General features: G+C 71.5%; 20 protein-coding genes and 1 pseudogene. 9 read left to right on the forward strand and 12 right to left on the reverse strand.

All coding sequences use genetic code 11. The features are described from left to right. Nucleotides 1-117 precede the first annotated feature (117 nt). From FM051_RS28945 to FM051_RS28955, 3 genes are read left to right on the forward strand one after another with little or no spacing between them, the layout of a single operon-like run. Entirely contained in the window at nucleotides 118-999 is an 882-nt protein-coding gene (locus FM051_RS28945; protein WP_158848823.1) for a coiled-coil domain-containing protein, read from the forward strand. An 8-nt stretch (nucleotides 1,000-1,007) separates the two neighbouring features. Further along, entirely contained in the window at nucleotides 1,008-1,343 is a 336-nt protein-coding gene (gene cmtR, locus FM051_RS28950) for a Cd(II)/Pb(II)-sensing metalloregulatory transcriptional regulator CmtR (RefSeq protein WP_158848824.1), read from the forward strand. After that, a complete protein-coding gene (locus FM051_RS28955) occupies nucleotides 1,340-2,020 on the forward strand; it encodes a cation efflux transmembrane domain-containing protein (protein WP_158848825.1) in 681 nt (226 codons plus the stop codon). Before cmtR ends, FM051_RS28955 begins: the two co-directional genes overlap by 4 nt. A 74-nt stretch (nucleotides 2,021-2,094) precedes the next feature. On the opposite strand, the gene FM051_RS28960 is transcribed toward FM051_RS28955, so the two are convergent. Both FM051_RS28960 and FM051_RS28965 read right to left on the reverse strand, forming a co-directional pair. Continuing rightward, nucleotides 2,095-2,460, reverse strand: coding sequence for a Rho termination factor N-terminal domain-containing protein (locus FM051_RS28960; protein ID WP_158848827.1), 366 nt, complete (start codon nucleotides 2,458-2,460; stop codon nucleotides 2,095-2,097). Nucleotides 2,461-2,612: 152 nt separating this feature from the next. Continuing rightward, nucleotides 2,613-2,832: pseudogene (locus tag FM051_RS28965) on the reverse strand (RNA polymerase sigma factor); the annotation flags it as partial. 100 nt (nucleotides 2,833-2,932) lie between these two features. On the opposite strand from FM051_RS28965, the gene FM051_RS28970 reads away from it, so the two are divergent. From FM051_RS28970 to FM051_RS28980, 3 genes are read left to right on the forward strand one after another with little or no spacing between them, the layout of a single operon-like run. Beyond that, nucleotides 2,933-3,592: a helix-turn-helix transcriptional regulator gene (locus tag FM051_RS28970; RefSeq protein ID WP_158848829.1), complete on the forward strand. Its 660-nt coding sequence runs from the start codon at nucleotides 2,933-2,935 to the stop codon at nucleotides 3,590-3,592. Beyond that, a complete protein-coding gene (locus FM051_RS28975) occupies nucleotides 3,589-4,686 on the forward strand; it encodes an alanine racemase (protein WP_158848831.1) in 1,098 nt (365 codons plus the stop codon). Before FM051_RS28970 ends, FM051_RS28975 begins: the two co-directional genes overlap by 4 nt. Then, nucleotides 4,662-5,594, forward strand: coding sequence for an ornithine cyclodeaminase family protein (locus tag FM051_RS28980; protein WP_202919066.1), 933 nt, complete (start codon nucleotides 4,662-4,664; stop codon nucleotides 5,592-5,594). The genes FM051_RS28975 and FM051_RS28980 overlap by 25 nt, the downstream gene beginning before the upstream one ends. Before the next feature lie 4 nt (nucleotides 5,595-5,598). Here the strand turns inward: FM051_RS28980 and FM051_RS28985 are convergent, their stop codons facing one another. From FM051_RS28985 to FM051_RS29005, 5 genes are read right to left on the reverse strand one after another with little or no spacing between them, the layout of a single operon-like run. Next, a complete protein-coding gene (locus tag FM051_RS28985; protein ID WP_158848833.1) occupies nucleotides 5,599-6,486 on the reverse strand; it encodes an OmpA family protein in 888 nt (295 codons plus the stop codon). Next, the gene (locus tag FM051_RS28990; protein WP_158848835.1) at nucleotides 6,483-8,984 is read right to left on the reverse strand and encodes an Hsp70 family protein; all 2,502 of its coding nucleotides are present in this window, start codon (nucleotides 8,982-8,984) and stop codon (nucleotides 6,483-6,485) included. Before FM051_RS28990 ends, FM051_RS28985 begins: the two co-directional genes overlap by 4 nt. Then, nucleotides 8,981-9,535: a hypothetical protein gene (locus FM051_RS28995; protein WP_158848838.1), complete on the reverse strand. Its 555-nt coding sequence runs from the start codon at nucleotides 9,533-9,535 to the stop codon at nucleotides 8,981-8,983. Before FM051_RS28995 ends, FM051_RS28990 begins: the two co-directional genes overlap by 4 nt. Further along, nucleotides 9,532-10,683, reverse strand: coding sequence for a hypothetical protein (locus FM051_RS29000; protein ID WP_158848839.1), 1,152 nt, complete (start codon nucleotides 10,681-10,683; stop codon nucleotides 9,532-9,534). Before FM051_RS29000 ends, FM051_RS28995 begins: the two co-directional genes overlap by 4 nt. Continuing rightward, nucleotides 10,661-10,816: a hypothetical protein gene (locus FM051_RS29005; protein ID WP_158848841.1), complete on the reverse strand. Its 156-nt coding sequence runs from the start codon at nucleotides 10,814-10,816 to the stop codon at nucleotides 10,661-10,663. Before FM051_RS29005 ends, FM051_RS29000 begins: the two co-directional genes overlap by 23 nt. 134 nt (nucleotides 10,817-10,950) lie before the next feature. Here FM051_RS29005 and FM051_RS29010 point away from each other — a divergent pair, with 134 nt between their 5' ends. Continuing rightward, nucleotides 10,951-11,433: a hypothetical protein gene (locus FM051_RS29010; RefSeq protein ID WP_158848843.1), complete on the forward strand. Its 483-nt coding sequence runs from the start codon at nucleotides 10,951-10,953 to the stop codon at nucleotides 11,431-11,433. Between the two features lie 3 nt (nucleotides 11,434-11,436). On the opposite strand, the gene FM051_RS29015 is transcribed toward FM051_RS29010, so the two are convergent. From FM051_RS29015 to FM051_RS29030, 4 genes are all read right to left on the reverse strand, one after another. After that, nucleotides 11,437-12,090 (reverse strand): response regulator transcription factor, encoded by a 654-nt coding sequence (locus tag FM051_RS29015; RefSeq protein ID WP_158848845.1) that lies wholly within the window; start codon nucleotides 12,088-12,090, stop codon nucleotides 11,437-11,439. Nucleotides 12,091-12,118: 28 nt separating this feature from the next. Next, complete coding sequence (locus FM051_RS29020) at nucleotides 12,119-12,691, reverse strand: helix-turn-helix transcriptional regulator (protein WP_238412723.1); 573 nt, start codon at nucleotides 12,689-12,691, stop codon at nucleotides 12,119-12,121. Continuing rightward, complete coding sequence (locus FM051_RS29025) at nucleotides 12,688-13,548, reverse strand: type VII secretion protein EccE (RefSeq protein WP_158848847.1); 861 nt, start codon at nucleotides 13,546-13,548, stop codon at nucleotides 12,688-12,690. The genes FM051_RS29020 and FM051_RS29025 overlap by 4 nt, the downstream gene beginning before the upstream one ends. Before the next feature lie 76 nt (nucleotides 13,549-13,624). Next, nucleotides 13,625-14,305: an AfsR/SARP family transcriptional regulator gene (locus FM051_RS29030; RefSeq protein ID WP_158848849.1), complete on the reverse strand. Its 681-nt coding sequence runs from the start codon at nucleotides 14,303-14,305 to the stop codon at nucleotides 13,625-13,627. A 40-nt stretch (nucleotides 14,306-14,345) separates the two neighbouring features. On the opposite strand from FM051_RS29030, the gene FM051_RS29035 reads away from it, so the two are divergent. After that, a complete protein-coding gene (locus tag FM051_RS29035; RefSeq protein WP_202919067.1) occupies nucleotides 14,346-15,017 on the forward strand; it encodes a response regulator transcription factor in 672 nt (223 codons plus the stop codon). A gap of 73 nt (nucleotides 15,018-15,090) precedes the next feature. Continuing rightward, nucleotides 15,091-16,326 carry a sensor histidine kinase gene (locus FM051_RS29040; RefSeq protein WP_158848851.1) on the forward strand — a complete coding sequence of 412 codons (1,236 nt, stop codon included), beginning with the start codon at nucleotides 15,091-15,093 and terminating at the stop codon, nucleotides 16,324-16,326. Here FM051_RS29040 and FM051_RS29045 read toward each other — a convergent pair. Continuing rightward, entirely contained in the window at nucleotides 16,313-16,741 is a 429-nt protein-coding gene (locus FM051_RS29045) for a hypothetical protein (RefSeq protein ID WP_158848853.1), read from the reverse strand. The two genes, FM051_RS29040 and FM051_RS29045, sit on opposite strands and share 14 nt — an antisense overlap. Between the last annotated feature and the right edge of the window lie 23 nt (nucleotides 16,742-16,764).

Genomic DNA, 16,764 nt, shown 5'->3' on the forward strand with positions numbered 1-16,764 from the left:
CGCCTTCGAGTGCTAACAAAGATCGGGGGTGGAGCGCAACATCCACCAGGACCAAGATGATGTCGATCACACATGCGGATTTCGGTACGGCCGGGGTCGACCGGCCGACGAGGAGAGGTGTTGCGGGTGATGGCGGTGGACGTGGACCTGGTGCCGTTGCGGGCGGATTTCGACGTGGTGTGGCGCGGTTACGACAAGGGGCAGGTGCGGCACTACGTGGAGGGCGTCGAAGCCGAACTGCGGTTGCTCGCGGTCGATCGCGACGCGGCCGTGGCGCGGGCCGACGACCTCGCCCGCCAACTGGAGGCCGCCCGGTCGGAGATCCGCGAACTGCGGGAGCACGTCGACCGGATCTGCCGCACGCCGATCGAGCCGGACGCGCTCACCGAACGCCTGCGGCGGATGGCGGAACTCGCGCACGACGAGGCCGCCGAGATCACCGCACGGGCGCAGGCCGTCGCCGAGCACCACTGGGCGACGGCGGAACGGGCCGCGACGCGGTTGCGGGAGCGTTCGGAACGGCTGGTGGCCGAGCTCGACGCGCGGCGGCGCGAGGCGGAGGCGGAGCACCGGGACCTGATGCGGCAGGCCGGTGAGCGGATCTCGGCGGAGACCCGGCGGGCCGAGCAGCGGCGGCGTGAGCTGGACGAGCGGGCGGCGGCGTTACGGGAGGAGGTCCGGGTCGACTTCGAGCTGGCGATGAGCGGTCGGCGGGCCGAGGCCATGGCGGCGATGGCCGAGGAGGAGGCCGCCGCTCGGGCGCGTGCCGATCAGCTGGTCAGCGAGGCGCGTGAACACGCCCGCCGCATCGTGGCCGAGGCCCGACAACGGGTGGACGAGCTGCGCGCACGACGTGACCGCATCGCGGCCGGGTTGCGCGGTGCGCGTGAGCTGCTGGCCGAGGCGGATCCGTTGCTGCACACGCCACCCGACGAGATCCCGACCCAACGGACGGAAGGGATCCTTGTCGCTACCGACGATACAGTTGAAGCTGTATAGTTCGGCGGGTGCTGACGTGTGAAACGCGCGAGACCGCGCTCGCCCGGCTCGGCCGCGCACTGGCCGACCCGACGCGGTGCCGCATCCTGGTCGCCCTGCTCGACGGTCCCGGCTACCCCGCGCAGTTGGCCGAGCGGTTGGAGCTGACCCGGTCCAACGCGTCCAACCACCTGTCCTGCCTGCGCGGCTGCGGACTCGTCGTCGCCACCTACGAGGGCCGCCAGGTGCGCTACGACATCGCCGACCCGCACCTGGCCCGTGCGATCAGCGAACTGCTCGCCGTGGTGCTGGCGGTCGACCCGACCGAGGACTGCGTGGACGAAGCGGCGGTGAGCACACGATGACCGCCGACCCGCGCCTGGAGCTCACGCCGACCGGCACTGGCTGCGCGGACGGCTGCTGTGCTGACGAGAAGCCGACCCCCGCCCCCGATCGCCGCCGCACGCTCACCCGTCGCGTCCGCCTGCTCGTCGCCGCCACGATCACCTACAACGTGGTCGAAGCCGTGATCGCCATCAGCGCCGGGACGATCGCCTCGTCCACCGCGTTGATCGGCTTCGGCCTGGACTCCGTGGTGGAGGTCGCCTCCGCCACCGCCGTGGCGTGGCAGTTCTCGGCCAAGGACCACGAGAGCCGGGAACGCGTCGCGCTGCGCGTGATCGCCTTGTCGTTCTTCGCGCTCGCCCTCTACGTCACGGTCGAATCGGTGCGGGCCCTGCTCGGCGCGCAGGCCGCCGACCACTCCACGGTGGGCATCGCCCTCGCCGCCGTCTCGCTGGCCGTGATGCCGGTCCTGTCCGCCGCACAACGCAAAGCCGGCCGTGAACTCGGCTCGACCAGCGCCGTAGCCGACTCCAAGCAGACCCTGCTGTGCACCTACCTCTCCGCCGTCCTCCTGGCCGGCCTACTCCTGAACAGCACCCTCGGCTGGTGGTGGGCCGACCCCGTCGCCGCCCTCGTCATCGCCGCCGTAGCCGTAAAGGAAGGCCGCGAAGCCTGGCGCGGCAACCACTGCTGCTAACCGAGAGTCGAACGCTCAGAACACGAGAGTCGAACCCCCAGAACGCGAGAGTCGAACGTTCAGGTACCCTGAGTTCAACACTCAGGTTCGCCGGCCGCTGTCCTGAACGTTGAACTCAGGTGTTCTGAGCGTTCGACTCTCGGGACCTGAGTGTTCGACTCTCGCGGGTGGGTCAGGCGTCCTCGCGGTCCGGGTTTTCCAGGCGGACCCTGCCGCTCGGGCTCCTCGTCGGTCGAGGTGACCTCCTGCGAGTACTTCAGGTTCTTCGACGAGGCCTTGCCACGGCGGACACCGCCACCGCTGGAGTCGTCGCTTCTGCGCGGTCGCGGCGCGCTCCGCTTGCCCATGGCTTCGGCAACGGCGTGCACGAGGTCGTCCTTGCGCAGGCCGTGGACACCGGTCACGCCCAGGTCGGACGCCTTGTCGCGCAGCTGCGCCACGGTCAGCTCCGCCAGTCCGCTCTCGCTGACCGGGACTTGGCGGTCTTCTGCTTGCCCTTTTCCTGCTGCTTGGTCATGTCGTCCTCCTTCCAGCCGTGGGCTACCCGCATACGCCTGTGCGATTCGCGCGGCGAATGCAGCCGTACGGCACGGAGGGCGAGTCCGGCCTTCGGGCCGTGCACCATCGCCACCGCGACGGCACGACTGGGGGTGACCAGCGGCCCCGGCGCGACCCGGTCCAGCACCTCGTAGAGCGCGGACCTGCAGCCAGTCGGTGTCGTCGGCGGTCGGGGCCTCGTCGTGCACGGCGGCGATCGCGGCCCGCACCTGGTACGGGCCGATCGGGCCGGTGCCCAGGGTGCGGGCGACCAGTTCCGGACATCCCGGCCCCGGATTGTTCCCGAGAGCCGCCGATCCGGACATCGATGGACAGACTGTCCAACTCTTGGACTTTATGTCTAGACTGTGGCGCATGACAGCGGACGCGATCCTCGGGGCGCTCAAGGGCGTGATGCCCGGACTGGCGGCGACGTTCGGCCGGTCGTGCGAGGTGGTGTTGCACGACTACCGGCAGCCGGACAACTCGGTGGTCGCGGTGGCGGGCGAGTTGACCGGGCGTCGGGTCGGCAGCGCGATGAGCGAGATCGGCCTGGCCGTGCTCGCCCGCGGCAACGAGGCGGTCGACGAGCTCAACTACCTGACCCGCACGCCCGCAGGCCGGTTGATCAAGTCGTCCACCATGCCGTTGCGGGACGAGCGCGGCGAGGTGTTCGGTGCGCTGTGCGTCAACCTGGACGTGACGGCGTTGCGGCAGGTCGGGGACCTGCTCGCGGACCTGGCCGGTGGCGATGTCACGCCCGCGACGACCACGTTCACCGACGACATCGAAGAGGTCGTCGACGCCGTGGTGCGGTCCGAGGAGCTGGCGCTCGCCAAACCCGCGGACGCCCTGAGCAAGCCGGAACGCCTGCGCCTGCTGCGGGCTCTCGACCAGCGCGGGGTGTTCCAGCTGCGTGGTGCGGCGCCACGGGTCGCCGCACGTCTGGGCATCTCGCGTGCCTCCCTCTACGCCGACCTGGCCGCGTGCCGGACCGATCCCACCGATACCGATCCCACCGATGAGGAACGATGACCCCTTACCTGCTCGTTGACGAGGCGAAGGTGCGGCGCAACATCGACCGCCTGCGCGCACACCTCGACGCGCACGGCACTCCCCTGCGCCCGCACGTGAAGACGGCCAAGTCGGTGGACGTGGCCAGGTTGCTGTTCGACGGCGGCACGGGCCCGATCACGGTGTCGACGTTGCGCGAGGCCGAGGCGTTCGCGGACGAGGGGTTCACCGACATCGTGTACGCGGTGGGCATCGCACCGTCCAAACTGGACCGTGTGGTGGCGTTGCGGCGGCGCGGGGTGGATCTGGTGGTGCTGCTGGACAGTGTCGTGCAGGCCCGCGCGGTGGCCGAGGCGTCCACCGCGTCCGGGATCGCGATCCCGGCGCTGATCGAGGTCGACTGCGACGGTCACCGCGGTGGCGTGTTGCCCGGTTCTCCGGAGGTCACGGCCATCGCCGCCGCGCTGGCCGGTGCGGAGCTGCGGGGCGTGCTGGCCCACGCCGGCGAGTCGTACTTCTGCTACACCCGTGACGCTCTGGTGAAGGCGGCGGAGGCCGAGCGTGCCGCCGCCGTCCGGGTGGCCGAAGACCTGCGTGCGGCGGGGTTCGCGTGCCCGGTGGTGAGCATCGGCTCGACGCCCACCGCGCACGCCGTCGCGGACCTGACCGGCGTGACGGAGGTGCGCGCGGGCAACTTCGTGTTCTTCGACCTGGTGATGGCGGGCATCGGCGTGTGCTCGGTGGACGACATCGCGCTGTCGGTGGTGGTGACGGTGATCGGCCACCGGCCCGAGAAGGGCTGGATCATGACCGACGGCGGCTGGATGGCCACCTCGCGCGACCGCGGCACGTCACGGCAGCCGACGGACCAGGGCTACGGCCTCGTCGCACCGCTCGACGGACCGCCGTTCCCCGATCTGCTGATGACCGATGCCAGCCAGGAACACGGCATCCTGTCGATGCGCCCCGGCAGCGACCGGCCACTGCCGGATCTTCCGATCGGCACACAGGTGCGCGTGCTGCCCAACCACGCCTGCGCCACCGCCGCGCAGCACGACAGCTACCGCCTCGCCGGTCACGCGGGCACGACGTGGACGCGGGTGAACGGCTGGTGATCTTCCTGTCCGAAGAGGAGTCGAGCGCGCTGGTCACCAGGGCGTTGGCCTATGACGCCGCCCGGTCGGCGCTGCTGGAGGCGGCGGGCTCCGGCCGTTCGTTCCCGGTCGTGGTGGGGCACGGTTCGTCGCCGAGCAACCGGTTCACGGTCAAGTCGGCCGCGGCGGCGGAGGGCGCCGGGGTGAAGATCGGCAGCTACTGGCCCGGCAACACCGAGCGCGGGTTGCCGCGGCACAACTCGGTGGTGCTGCTGTTCGACCAGGACACCGGCCGGATCGGGGCGGTGATCGAGGCGGGGTTGGCGAACGCGTTCCGCACCGCCGCGGCCGACGCCGTTGCCGCCGACGTGCTGGCCCGACCGGGTGCGAGGTCGCTGGCGGTCTTCGGCACGGGTCCGCAGGCGTGGCACGAGTGCTTGGCGCTGGCCGAGGTGCGTGATCTGGACGTGGTGCACGTGGTGGCGCGTGATGCCGATCGGGGTGCGCGGTTCGTGGCCGATCTGGCGGCGGAGGGGCTGAACGCGGTGCTCACCGGATCCGAGGAGGCGTGCCGGTCGGCCGACATCATCGTCACAGCAACGACTTCTCGCGCCCCGCTGTTCGAGGCGGCGTGGGTGCGGCCGGGGACGCACGTGGCCGGCATGGGTTCGGATGCCCAGGGCAAGCAGGAACTGCCGGTGGACCTGCTCGCGTCAGCACGGCTGTTCTGCGACTGGCCGGAGCAGTCCGTGACGATCGGGGAGTTCCAACACGCACCGGCGGACACCCGGCCGACCGCGTTGGGCGATGTCCTCGCGGGACGTGCACCGGGCCGTTCGTCACCCGACGACGTGACGGTGTTCGACAGCTCGGGCATCGCACTCCAGGACCTCCACCTGGGCATGGCCCTCCTGCGTGCCCGCGGTTGACCGCCTACCCGCCCTGTGGCACGACCAGCAGCGTGACCGTCCGGTTGCGCGTCTGGTCGGTCGGGTGCGGGACGTTCGACTGGTCGGCGCTGCCCACGACGAACGTCGTCAACGGCAGTCCACCGGCCGCCGCCAACACCTCCGCCGCTGCCCCGGCACGGGCCAAGGCCACCGGCGAACCACCCGCCGTCGGCCCGCCGGGCACGGTCGCCGTGTGGCCGAGGACCGTCACCCGCACGTCCCGGCCCGCCAACACGGCCGCCCAGCGCTCAAGGGTCTGCCTGCCCGCCGGGGTCAGGTCGGTGTCGTCCGGTCCGAACAGCCCTTCCCTGAACGTCACCCGCACATCGCTGTCACCGCGCTCGACCACGACATCGGGCGTGGTGAGCGAGCGGGCCAGATCGTCCAACCGCTGCGATCCGCGATCGGGTACGGGTTCAGGTTCAGGTTCGGGTACGGATTCCACGACGGCCGACCTGGGCAGTTCCAGGCCGTGCTCCACGGTCGACGTCACCGGCCACAGCAACGCCACCCCGAGCACAGCGGCACCGGCCGCCACACCGGTTATCGGCACCGGACGTCGAAGCCGCCTACCGGCCCTGATCCGGCTGATCAGCGCACAGCCGCGCAAGGCGGCGGCATCGTCCGGCCGAACCCGCAACACTTCCCGCCAAGCCGCCTCGGCGGCCGCGTAAGAGCCGCACTGGGCATGGATGCGGGCCACCAGGTCCAGCCGGTCCGGGTGGTCGGCAGGCAACAGATCAAGGGTGGCCAGGGCCTGCCGGTAGTCACCCGCCCGAGCCTGTTCCGCCGCTTCCGCGAGTCGAACATCGCACGCCAACGCCGCAACCGCGCCGGTCGACGGGCCGGTGAGTGCGGTCGTGCCGGTCATGCGGTGAACCCCCGTTGCCGTCGCACGCCGCCGGTGGTCGGGTCGGGCATGGTGGCGGGCAGCAGGACGCGCAGGCGTTGGTTCACCTCGGCCAGGGTTCCGGCGTCGCCGGTCATCAGGGCGTGCTCGCCACGGTTGATCAAGACCCTCGCCTGGTCCGGTGACGCCATCCGGTCCGCGTTGGCGCGGAAGTAGTGGAACACCGTGACGTCCAGGCTGCCGTCACGGCGCATCAGCACCACTTCGAGGTCCAGCGCACGGCCGCACACCCGTTCGGCGGCCTCCGCGTCCTCCGAAGCCCTCGCCTGCTCGGCCCGCCGCTCCAGGTCCGCCAGCTCGACCAGGTCGTCCGGTGTCCCGACCCGGTCGACCAACTCACGGCACGCCTCCACCGCCTCGCTCATGTCGGCGAGCAGCCTGGGCAGCCGCACGTCGGCCTCGATGTCGTCCAACACCGCCTGGATGTCCCGCAACCGCTGGTCGGCCGCCGCCGCGCCGGCACGGTCGCCGTCGGCGGCCCGGACCTCGTCGGCGGCCTGCCCCAGCATCCGCTCCTGGTCCAGCTGTGCGAACCGGGCCAGCGCACGTTCCGACAGCGCACGCTCCGCGGAACCACGCAGGTCGGCCGCACGTTGCTCGACCTCGGCGAGCGTCTTGCGCAGCGCGGCAGACGACGGCGCGGCGACCACGGACAGGTCGATCGTCGCCTCGAACTGCTCCTGCACCAACGGCACGTCGGCGATCACGCTCACCCGGCGCGACTCGTCCACCTCGAAGGTGATCTCCACCTCGGCGCCCTCCGGCAGGTCGATCCGCACGTCCCGAGGCCGGATCTCGATCACCGCCACTTCGAGGTTGCGGTCCGCGCGGTCCCGTTCGCCCTCCACGATCGGGATGCGGATCACCGCGTCGGCGTCCGTGCGCCGGAGCGGAACCGTGGTCCGGAACGTCTCCGTGGTCACGGCGGGCAGCCGCGCACCCTTGGCCAGCATCAACGCGAACGTGCCGTCCGCCTGCGCCAACCCCAACCCGTTGGTCAGCACCGACCCGCCCGGCTCGTTCGCCCAGTGCCTGATCGTGAACGTGTCCGGCACGACCCGTTCCCTGGCGCCACGCGGGCCGGTCAACAGCACCGTGAACGTGGAGGTGTCCAGCTCGGTCAACACCACTTCGGCGACGAACGCGCCGGTCTCGTCCAACGTGATCTTCGGGCTGCGGAACGGTGGCCGCGCCGTCGGGTTGTCCAGCTCCACCCGGTACGCGGTCCAGTCGACTGTGGACGATGTGCTGCCGAACCGGCCGCCGACCGCCACCCGGGACAGGCTGGTGGTGCGCGGATACCTCAACTCCACGCTGTATTCACCGGCCACGGGCACGTACGCGGGGCGTTCCAGCGGCACGGTGCCGGCGAACACAGCCGCTCCCCTGGCCACCACGGTGGACGGGTCCTGGCTGTGGTCCAACGTGATGCCGAGCCCGAGTTCGGGATCGGCCAGCCTGGCCCGCAGCCCCGGCGCCAACGTCGCCCCGCCGACCAGCAGCAGCCGGTCGATGTCCGCGGCGCCGAGGTTCGCCTTGGCCAGTGCCGCCCGGCACAGGTTGATCGCCCGCGCGTAGAACGGCTCGGCGAGCCCGTCGACCACCTCGCGGCGCAGGACGTGGTCGAACTCCACGTCCCGGCCGTCCGCCGTCCTGAGATCGACCGTCATGCTGACCTCCGCCTGCCGGGACAGGCCGATCTTCGCCTCCTCCGCGGCCCACTTCAGCTTGGCGAAGTTCGCCGCCCAAAGCCTGTTGCCCCGGCTGAAGTCGGCCAGGCCGAACTCACGCGCGGCGGCCGGGGCCAGCACGCGGTCCACGATGGCCCAGTCGATCAGCTTGCCGCCCATGTGCGGGTCACCGGCGTGGTCGAGGACGCGCAACTCGCCTTCGTACGTGCTGACGATCGCCGCGTCGAACGTGCCGCCGCCGAAGTCGAACACCATCCAGTACGCCTCGGTGCTCTGGTGTTGGAACCCGTAGGCGAAGGCGGCGGCGGTGGGTTCCTGGAGCAACGTGCACGCACCGAAGCCCGCGAGTGCGGCGGCTTCGCTGGTGGCGTTGTTCTGGTGCAGCCGGAACGCCGCCGGCACGGTGATGACCGCCGCCTCCGGAGGCGCTCCCAGGCTCTGCGTCACGTCGTCGCGCAGCGACTTCAACACCTCGGCGGACAGCTGCGGCGGGGTGAGCGTGGCGCCCGCCGCCGCGAACCTGCGGACCGCACCCTCCAGCCCCATCTCCAGCTTGAACTCCAGGTGCGCGTTGTCGACGTCCCGCATGGCCTGGTCACGAGCCGCGCGGCCGACCCTGACCTCGCCGCGTTTGTTGATCCACACCGCCGAGGGGGTGAACTCCCACTGGTCGTTGTTCTTGATCATCACCGTCCGGCCGTCCACGAACCGGGCGATCGCGCTGTTGGTCGTGCCGAGGTCGATGCCGAAGTCGACGGTGTCGCTCACGAGGTGCCTCCCCCTGCCGCGGGGCCGCCGATGATGACCTGCCCCATCTGAATGCGCCGGTCACCCAGGTAGACCGACGGTCGGATCGTTTCCACCACCACGTCCCTGGTCAGCGACGGGTCCTCGGTGACGGCCATCACCTCGATCAACAGGTCGGGGTGGAACTCCAGCCCGTCGTGGTCCTGGATCACCACGCCCGCCTGGTCCAACGCCTCCTGCGTGGCCCTGAGGTACCGCGCCACCTGCTTCCCGTCGCGCGACTCGGCCACACCGGACTTCGCGATCTTGCGCCGGGCCCGCCACAGGTTGGTCGCCGCCGCCGACAGCTCCCCCTCGGCCAACGACGGCACGCCGGCCGACTGCGCGCTCTCGGCCGCCGAAGAGTCCTCCCGCGAACTCTCGGCGCGTTCGGCGAGCACGCTCGCCACGGCGTCCACGAACACCGTGAGCCGGGCGCGATCCGAGGCGTCCCAGGCGGGTTCGGCGATCCGGAACGGCCGGTGGTGGCGGCGCTGCCGCGCGTCGGCCCGCCATCGGCTCCACACCGTCATCGCTCGTCCCACCAATCGGCGATCGTCCGGCTGGTCCTCCAGGTGATCACCCACGTGGCCAGGAAGGCCACCACGCTGATGACCACCGGCATGACCCCGACCACCAGGAACGCCCAGACCAGACCGCCGAGACCCGCCAGCACCGACAGCGCGCCGACTTCCTTGGGCCACTGCATCGGCCCGATCAGGAACCACCGCCGCTGGATCGTGACACAGGGCAAGAACGCCAGCACCGCGACCCCGATCGCCATCACGATCGGCGCCCACCCGTCCAGCGCGCCCACCAGCAGCGCCACCAGCGCCGTGTGGATCAGGCACAGAGCCGTACTCGCCAAGAACCCGGACCGCCCGGGCGACAGGTCGTACCTCGACCCACTGGACCGGATATCGCGGATCTCCCGCAGCAGCTCGTCGATCTCCCGCCTCTTCCGAGGATCACGGATGGTCTTGCGCGCCTGCCCCAGGAGACCGGCCACAGCCAGGAACTGCCCTCTGGCCAACATCTTCTTGATCGAACCGAGATCCACATCGGCCGAACCGTCTTCGAACGACTCGAAGTTGGCGCGCACCGTCGTCTTGGTGGACTCGTCCACGGCCAGCCGTTCGGCTTCGGCGAACAACGCCGTGATCCGCAGCCGATCGGGTCGGCGTTGGTCCATCATGGCGAGCGCGCAGTTGTTCATCAGGATCGCGGCCTGCTCACGCAGGCGCGCCGTCCCCGGGTGACGTCCGTACGGCAACGCCCGGTCCAGCCGCCGTGCCGCTTCGACCAACTCGGCGGGCGCGCGCCGCGCCATCACGTCGAGCTGCCGTTGGTCGAGCAGATCGCCGAACTCGCCGATCAACGCCTTCATCCGGTCGACCAACGGCTGCGCGGCGAGGGTCCGGGCGTCGGCCACGACATCGGCGTCGAACGGCCATTCACCGACCAGGTCCACCAGCGCGGCGTCACCGCGTACGGCGGCGAGGGCTACCTGGGGGCCGAGCAGGGCACGGGCGAAAGTCTTCCGCATACCATCTACAGTGGACTCGTCGAGCGTGCGATCGGCCAGCGCACGCACCCGGTGGTCGACGTGCGCCCAGAACGCCTTGTGCTCCAACGCCAAGCCCCACGCCCGCGCGGCCTCACGCCACAGCCGTTCGCGCACGCACTTCACGCGGTGACGCGTCGGTCGGCAACCCCGTGATCCGGAAGGGGTTGCGGCGGTACAGGTCCGGCCCCGCCACCTCCAGCAGCCGTGCGCGTGCGCGGTCGGCCCTGAGGGCGTCGCGTCCTGACATCAACCCTCCCACGCCGATTCCCCTTCCACCCGATGACCGGACCGACGCTAGTGACGCGCGGGGATCGCTCCGGGCGGTTGGCAGGTTCCGGCCGCAGCGCGGCGTGCGGCAGGTGATCTGCCACGCTGGATCGCATGACACCATCCACTGTGGACCGTCTGCTGATCACCGGTGGGCTGCTCGCCGCGATGGTCGCGGCGGGCTGCGGCACCGTGTCGGGCACGGCCGTTCCCGCGCCCACCACCACGACTACGACCACCACTCCCCCGGCGCCGACGGCCGCGGACGGCACCGACTACGCGGCGTGCGCCGACGGGACGTGCGAGGTGGCGGTGTCCGGCCCGGTCGACATCGCGCTCGGCGGATCGGCCGGACCGGGCACGTTCTCGGTGCGCACGATGCACGCCGACGGGATCGACTTCGAGGTGAGCCTGGCCCAGAGCGGAGGCCGGGGCACGCTCAAGGGGCACTGCACGCTGTCGTTCCACCCCGGTGGAGGCGGCAGCTCCTGCTCGAACAAGCCGGGCCCTCCACCCACGCCCAAGGCCGGGGTGCTCGCCGTGCAGATGGTCGGCGTCACGGCGGGCACGGCGGTCCTGCGGCTGGTCTCCGGGTGACGGCTAGGCCAGGCGGTACCCGACCTGCCGCACGGTGTGGATGAGCGGTGGTTGGCGCAGTTTGCGGCGCAGTTGCGCCATGAGCACGTCCAGCACGTTGGTCGCGGGCTGCGCCATCTCGTCCCACGCGTGGCGGATGAGGTCGGCCCGCGACACCGGCTGCCCCGCGTTGGCCAGCAGCAGCTCCAGCACCAGGTACTCACGGCGGGTCAACGTGAGCAGCACCCCGGCACGGCGCACCTGGCGCGTGCCGGAGTCCAGTTCCACGTCCGCGTGCCGCAGCACGGCGGGTCTGCTGATCTCCTGGCGGTGGCACAGCCGGCGCACCCGCACCACCAGCTCCTCCATCGCGAACGGTTTCACCAGGTAGTCGTCGCCGACCTCCAGGCCCTCCACCCGGTGACCGACGCCGTCCAACGCGGTGAGGAACAGCACCGGCACCCGGAGCCCGGTGTGGCGGCGGTGCCGGACGTACGCCAGCGAGTCGCCGCCCGGCACCATGCGGTCGAACACCGCGCAGTCGTACGAGTTGACCGCCAGCGCCTCGTCCGCGGTCGCCAGGTCCGCCGCCACGTCGACCGCGAAACCGGCGCCGCGCAACGTGACCGCCACGGCGAACAGCAGGTCTCGGTCGTCCTCGGTCACCAGGATGCGCACCACACCACCGTAGTCAACGCGCGCGGTGTCAGCCCGCCCTTTGCAACAGCCAGCCCCGGTCGGCGGCCTTCGCGCCCGCCTGGAACCTGCTGCGCGCGCCGAGCCGGTTCATGATGTCGGCGACCATCCGCCGCACCGTGCGCACCGACACGTCCAGCCGGGCCGCGGCGGCCTCGTCGGTGCTGCCGGCGAACAGCAGCGTCAGCAGCTCGCGTTCCCGCCGCGACAGCTCGCAGTCGTCGGACACGTCGTACGCGGCCACCGCCTCCGGCCAGATCCGCTCGAACAGCTCGACCGCCGCACGCACCACGCTGGGCAGCTTGAACACCGCGACGCCCTGTTCGGCGGGCAGCAGTGCCGCGACACCGTCCACGACCACCGCGTCCATCGGCACGTGCGGCAACGTCCGCACCTCGCAGGGCGCCAGGGTCAGCGCCGCGGGCCGGAGCGCGTCGGGCAGCAGGACCCGGTAGCGCACGCCGCGACGCAGGTTGGCCTGGTCGATCCGGCGCAATGTCATCCCGCGGGTGGCCATCACCACGACTTCGGTGTGGGCTTGGGCGAGCAGTGCGTCGATGCCGGTCGGCAACACCTTGATCACAGGACACCTCCGATGAGAAGCGAGGCGGCGACGCCCCGGGCGTGCAATCCATCAAGTCGTTCGAGCCGCACGTGTGCGGAGATCACGCCGACCGCCGCTTCGACCGCGGCTTCGGCGGCGCCGGCGATGCGCAGCACCGCGTCGGCTTCGGTGAGGGCGACGGTCACCGCGACGCCGGGCGCGGCGGTGAGCAGCCAGTCCACGGTGGTGCGGGCGGTCGCGCCCGGGAGCCGGAAGCACGCCTGCGCGACGGGCCCGCTGTGCCAGTACCGCCACTCCTCGCGCACTTCGCGCCGTCCGGTGACGTGGCCGAGCGCGGCGATCGTGGTGACCAGGTCGTCCTCGGCGAGCAGGTCGGTGGTGACGCCTTGACGGCGCAGTTCACGCCGTGTGCGCCGGGTCGAGTTGCCCAGCACGCGGACCACTTCGTCGTCGTGCCACAGCTCCGGTGTCCGGCGCGCCTGCACCGCCACCCACGCGCGGGGACGACGCACTTGACCACGCCCGACGTGCAGGACGACCCGCACGTCCGGCCCGGCGAGCCCGGCGAGGACACGCGGCACGGCCATCCGGGGCCGCAACACCGCCACCACCCCGCCCGGCCCGTGCAGGTGATCGCCTTCCACCCACGCGCCGGGCGCCACGACGTCGAGCAACGCCCCCCGCCGCCCCCGCCGCAACCGAAACCCCAGGTACCGCCCAACCCACTCCGACAACCAGCGCCGACGCCACCGCCCCACCGCGAGCACCAGCACAACGGCCGCGCCGGTCCACAAAGACGCCGAGACAGCCCAATGCGCCCCAACCCCCGCGATCACCGCCAGCACGGCCAACTGCACCCACACCAACCTGATCACCGCGAACCCACCCCCGAACGCCCCGAGTCACCCGCACCCGAGCCCGACTCGACACCCGGCCCGCACACCGCCCCGATCACGCCGCCACCTCCCGACGTGCCCGCACCAGCTCCGGCCCCGGCTCGACACCCAGCTCGGCAGCCAAGAAGTCGCACACCCGCTGGTACTCCGACAGCGCGCTCGCCCGCCGCCCCGCCGCGTGCAGGGCCCGCACCAGCCGCGCCCAAGTCCCCTCACGCAGCGGGTCCTCCGAGGTCAGCACGCGCAGCACCGCGATCGCCTCACCGTGCCTGCCCAACCGCGTGTAGGCGTCCGCCAACCGTTCCCGCAGCTCCCACCGCAGCTCCTGCAGCCACGCGGTGGCGGCCACCGCGGTCTCGGCCCGCAGCTCGGCGAACGGCGTCCCCCGCCACAACTCCAACGCGCTGTTCAGACAACCGACAGCTTCGTCAGCGGCCACCCGCTCAGACCGTTCCAGCAACGCCCGCGCGACGTCCGAGTCCACCTCACCCGGCGAGACGCGCAGCCGGTACGACCTGGGCCGGGCGTCGATGCGACCGGGCGGCAGCACCTGCCGCAACTGCCAGACGTACGTCCGCACGTTGCGGTCCGCCGACGCCGGGACGGCCTGTTCCTGCCAGATCTCGTCGATCAGCTCGTCTAGGCTGACCCACGCGTTAGCGTGCAGGAGCAACGCGGCCAGGAGGGTGGCGGGCTTGCGGGCACCGGCTTGCGGGCCGAGGACTCGGAAGATCACGCCGCCAACGATCCGTCACGACACATGAGGTTCTGATGACATGCGGGTGATGGTGGTGGAGGACGACGAGAACCTCCGGGTCGCGGTGGCGGCCGAGCTGCGCGGCGTCGAGCTGGGCGGCACCGCGCTGGACGTCGACACCGCGGCCGACATCGCCGCCGCCCACCGCGCGTTCAGCAGCAACGACTACGCCTGCGTCGTCTTCGACCGCATGCTGCCCGACGGCGACGCCATCGACTACGTCCAGGCCCAACGCGGACGCGGTTGGACGGTGCCGGTCCTCTTCCTCACCGCGCGCGACGCGGTCGGCGACAGGGTGGCGGGCTTCGCCCACGGCGGGGACGACTACCTGGTCAAACCGTTCGCCATCGAGGAGCTGACCGCGCGGGTGCTCAAGCTGTGCCGCCGCACCGGCGCCGGGAGACCGGCCGTGCTGCGCCACGCCGACCTGGAGGTGGACTGCATCCGGCACGAGGTGCGCCGCGCCGGCGTGCTGCTCTCGCTGTCCGGCAAGGAGTTCGCCGTGCTGGAGTACCTGGCCACGCACGCCGGGCAGGTGGTCAGCCGCACCGACCTGATCGAGCACTGCTGGGACGACGAGCCCATGGCGAACGTGGTCGAAGCCGTGGTCAAGAGGCTGCGACGCAAGCTGCACGCGCCGGAGCTGATCCACACCGTCCACGGACACGGCTACCGGTTGGGCAGCGCATGAGCGAGCTTGCGAGCGAATCGTCCAACACAGCGTGCGCCGCTCTTGCCACGCCGAGCCCTGGCGAGGTGTGCGCATGAGTGGGTCGGCGGCACGGCTGCGCGCGTTGCGGCGGCTGCTCACCGTGCTGTTCACCGCGATGAACACCGCCGGCCTGCTCGTGCTCGCCATCCTGGTGATCCGGGAGGACCAGGAGCAGGGCGTCGCCGAGCTCGACGCCGACCTGCACCGGGTCACCGCCGTGGCGAGGAGGCTGATCGACTTCGACGAGTCGCTGATCACCGCAGACCTCGTCCGCGACCCGATCAACCGCGAATGCCCGCAGTTCGCGATCCTGCCCGGCGGCGCGGGCCCCGAGTACCGCGGCCACATGAGCGCGCAGAACTGCGTGTCCGTCGACGCCGGCGTGCTCAGCGGCCTGGCCACCTCGGCGGTGAGCGAGGGCAAGACGGTGTGGGGCCCGAAGGACAACCTGCGGGTGCGTGCCGAGCCGTTGGAGAGAACCAGCGGCGAGGTGATCGGCGCGATCGTCGCCTACAGCGACATGGGCGAGGAACGGGCACGCCACCTCGGCGTGGTGTGGCGGGTCGTCGGCGGCTGCCTGGTGCTGGTGATCGCGCTCGGCCTCGCCGGGCACGTGCTGTCCGGCCGCGCGATCCGGCCCGCCGCGGCGGCGTTGGAGCAGCAGGAGGTGCTGCTCGCGGAAACCGCGCACGACCTGCGCACACCGGTGGCGGCACTGCGCGCGCTCGCCGAGACCGCGTTGCGCAACCCCGGCCAGCACGCCGAGCTGCTGCCGCGCACGGTCGGGCTGGCCGCGCGGATGGGCGGCATCATCGACGGCCTGCTGGTGCGGGCCCGGCTGGCGGCGGGCGTCGAGCAGCTGGCGATCCAACCGATCTGGCTGGACCAGCTGGTGGCCGTGGTGGTCGAGGAGACGCCCGCGCCGGACACCCGGGTCACCGTCACCGCCGCGCCGACCATGGTCAACGCCGACCCGAGCCTGCTGCAACGCGCGATCGGCAACCTGCTGACCAACGCGCTGCGGCACGGCCGCCGCCCGGACGGCGAGGCGATGGTGCACATCACCGTCGCCGGCGGCCGGGTGACGGTGGCCGACAACGGGCCGGGCATCGACCCGGCGGCGGCCGAGGGCGTGTTCGAGCGCTTCACCGGCTCCGGCGCGTCGTCCGGGCTCGGGCTGTCGATCGTGCGCTGGGTCGCCCTGGCGCACGGCGGCACGCTGCGGGTGTTCAACGCCGAGGAGGGCGGCGCGATCTTCGAGTTGATCCTGCCGGTCAGCGGACCGTGAACGTCTCCCACGGCTTCAGCCGCACCCAGTCGTCGTCCAACCGGTACGCGAGGAGATACGTGTATTCGCCGGGCGTGTTGAAGGCGCGTTGGAGGGTGATCTCCTGCGCGGTCGTGCCGATCGCGTGCTCGCGCAGCTCGGGGAAGTCGCGCGACTCGTTGGTCGAGTTCTGCACGACCTGCACGGTCAACGCGCGCACCGTGATCGGCCGATCGGCCGCGACTGTGGCGCGGACCACAACCTCCTCGCCGGCCTTGGGCACCCGGGGTTCCAGGCGCAGGGTGGCGAGGACGGTCGGTGTCGGCGGGAGGTCGGCCACGGGCACGTCCCGCTCACCGGTCAGCAGGACCGCGAGAACGAGCACCGCGACCAGCGCCGGCACGCCGAGGAGCAGCAGGAACCGGGAACGAGACAAGGGCTGGACCGTTTCTGTATCGG

Source organism: Saccharothrix deserti (assembly GCF_009769385.1).
GTDB classification, from domain to species: domain Bacteria; phylum Actinomycetota; class Actinomycetes; order Mycobacteriales; family Pseudonocardiaceae; genus Actinosynnema; species Actinosynnema deserti.

Coding starts and splice junctions, on each gene's coding strand:
- FM051_RS28955 (WP_158848825.1), top strand. CDS start 1,340: ATGACCGCCGACCCGCGCCTGGAGCTCACGCCGACCGGCACTGGCTGC.
- FM051_RS28970 (WP_158848829.1), top strand. CDS start 2,933: ATGACAGCGGACGCGATCCTCGGGGCGCTCAAGGGCGTGATGCCCGGA.
- FM051_RS28975 (WP_158848831.1), top strand. CDS start 3,589: ATGACCCCTTACCTGCTCGTTGACGAGGCGAAGGTGCGGCGCAACATC.
- FM051_RS28985 (WP_158848833.1), bottom strand. CDS start 6,486: ATGACCGGCACGACCGCACTCACCGGCCCGTCGACCGGCGCGGTTGCG.
- FM051_RS28995 (WP_158848838.1), bottom strand. CDS start 9,535: ATGACGGTGTGGAGCCGATGGCGGGCCGACGCGCGGCAGCGCCGCCAC.
- FM051_RS29005 (WP_158848841.1), bottom strand. CDS start 10,816: ATGTCAGGACGCGACGCCCTCAGGGCCGACCGCGCACGCGCACGGCTG.
- FM051_RS29010 (WP_158848843.1), top strand. CDS start 10,951: ATGACACCATCCACTGTGGACCGTCTGCTGATCACCGGTGGGCTGCTC.
- FM051_RS29035 (WP_202919067.1), top strand. CDS start 14,346: ATGCGGGTGATGGTGGTGGAGGACGACGAGAACCTCCGGGTCGCGGTG.
- FM051_RS29040 (WP_158848851.1), top strand. CDS start 15,091: ATGAGTGGGTCGGCGGCACGGCTGCGCGCGTTGCGGCGGCTGCTCACC.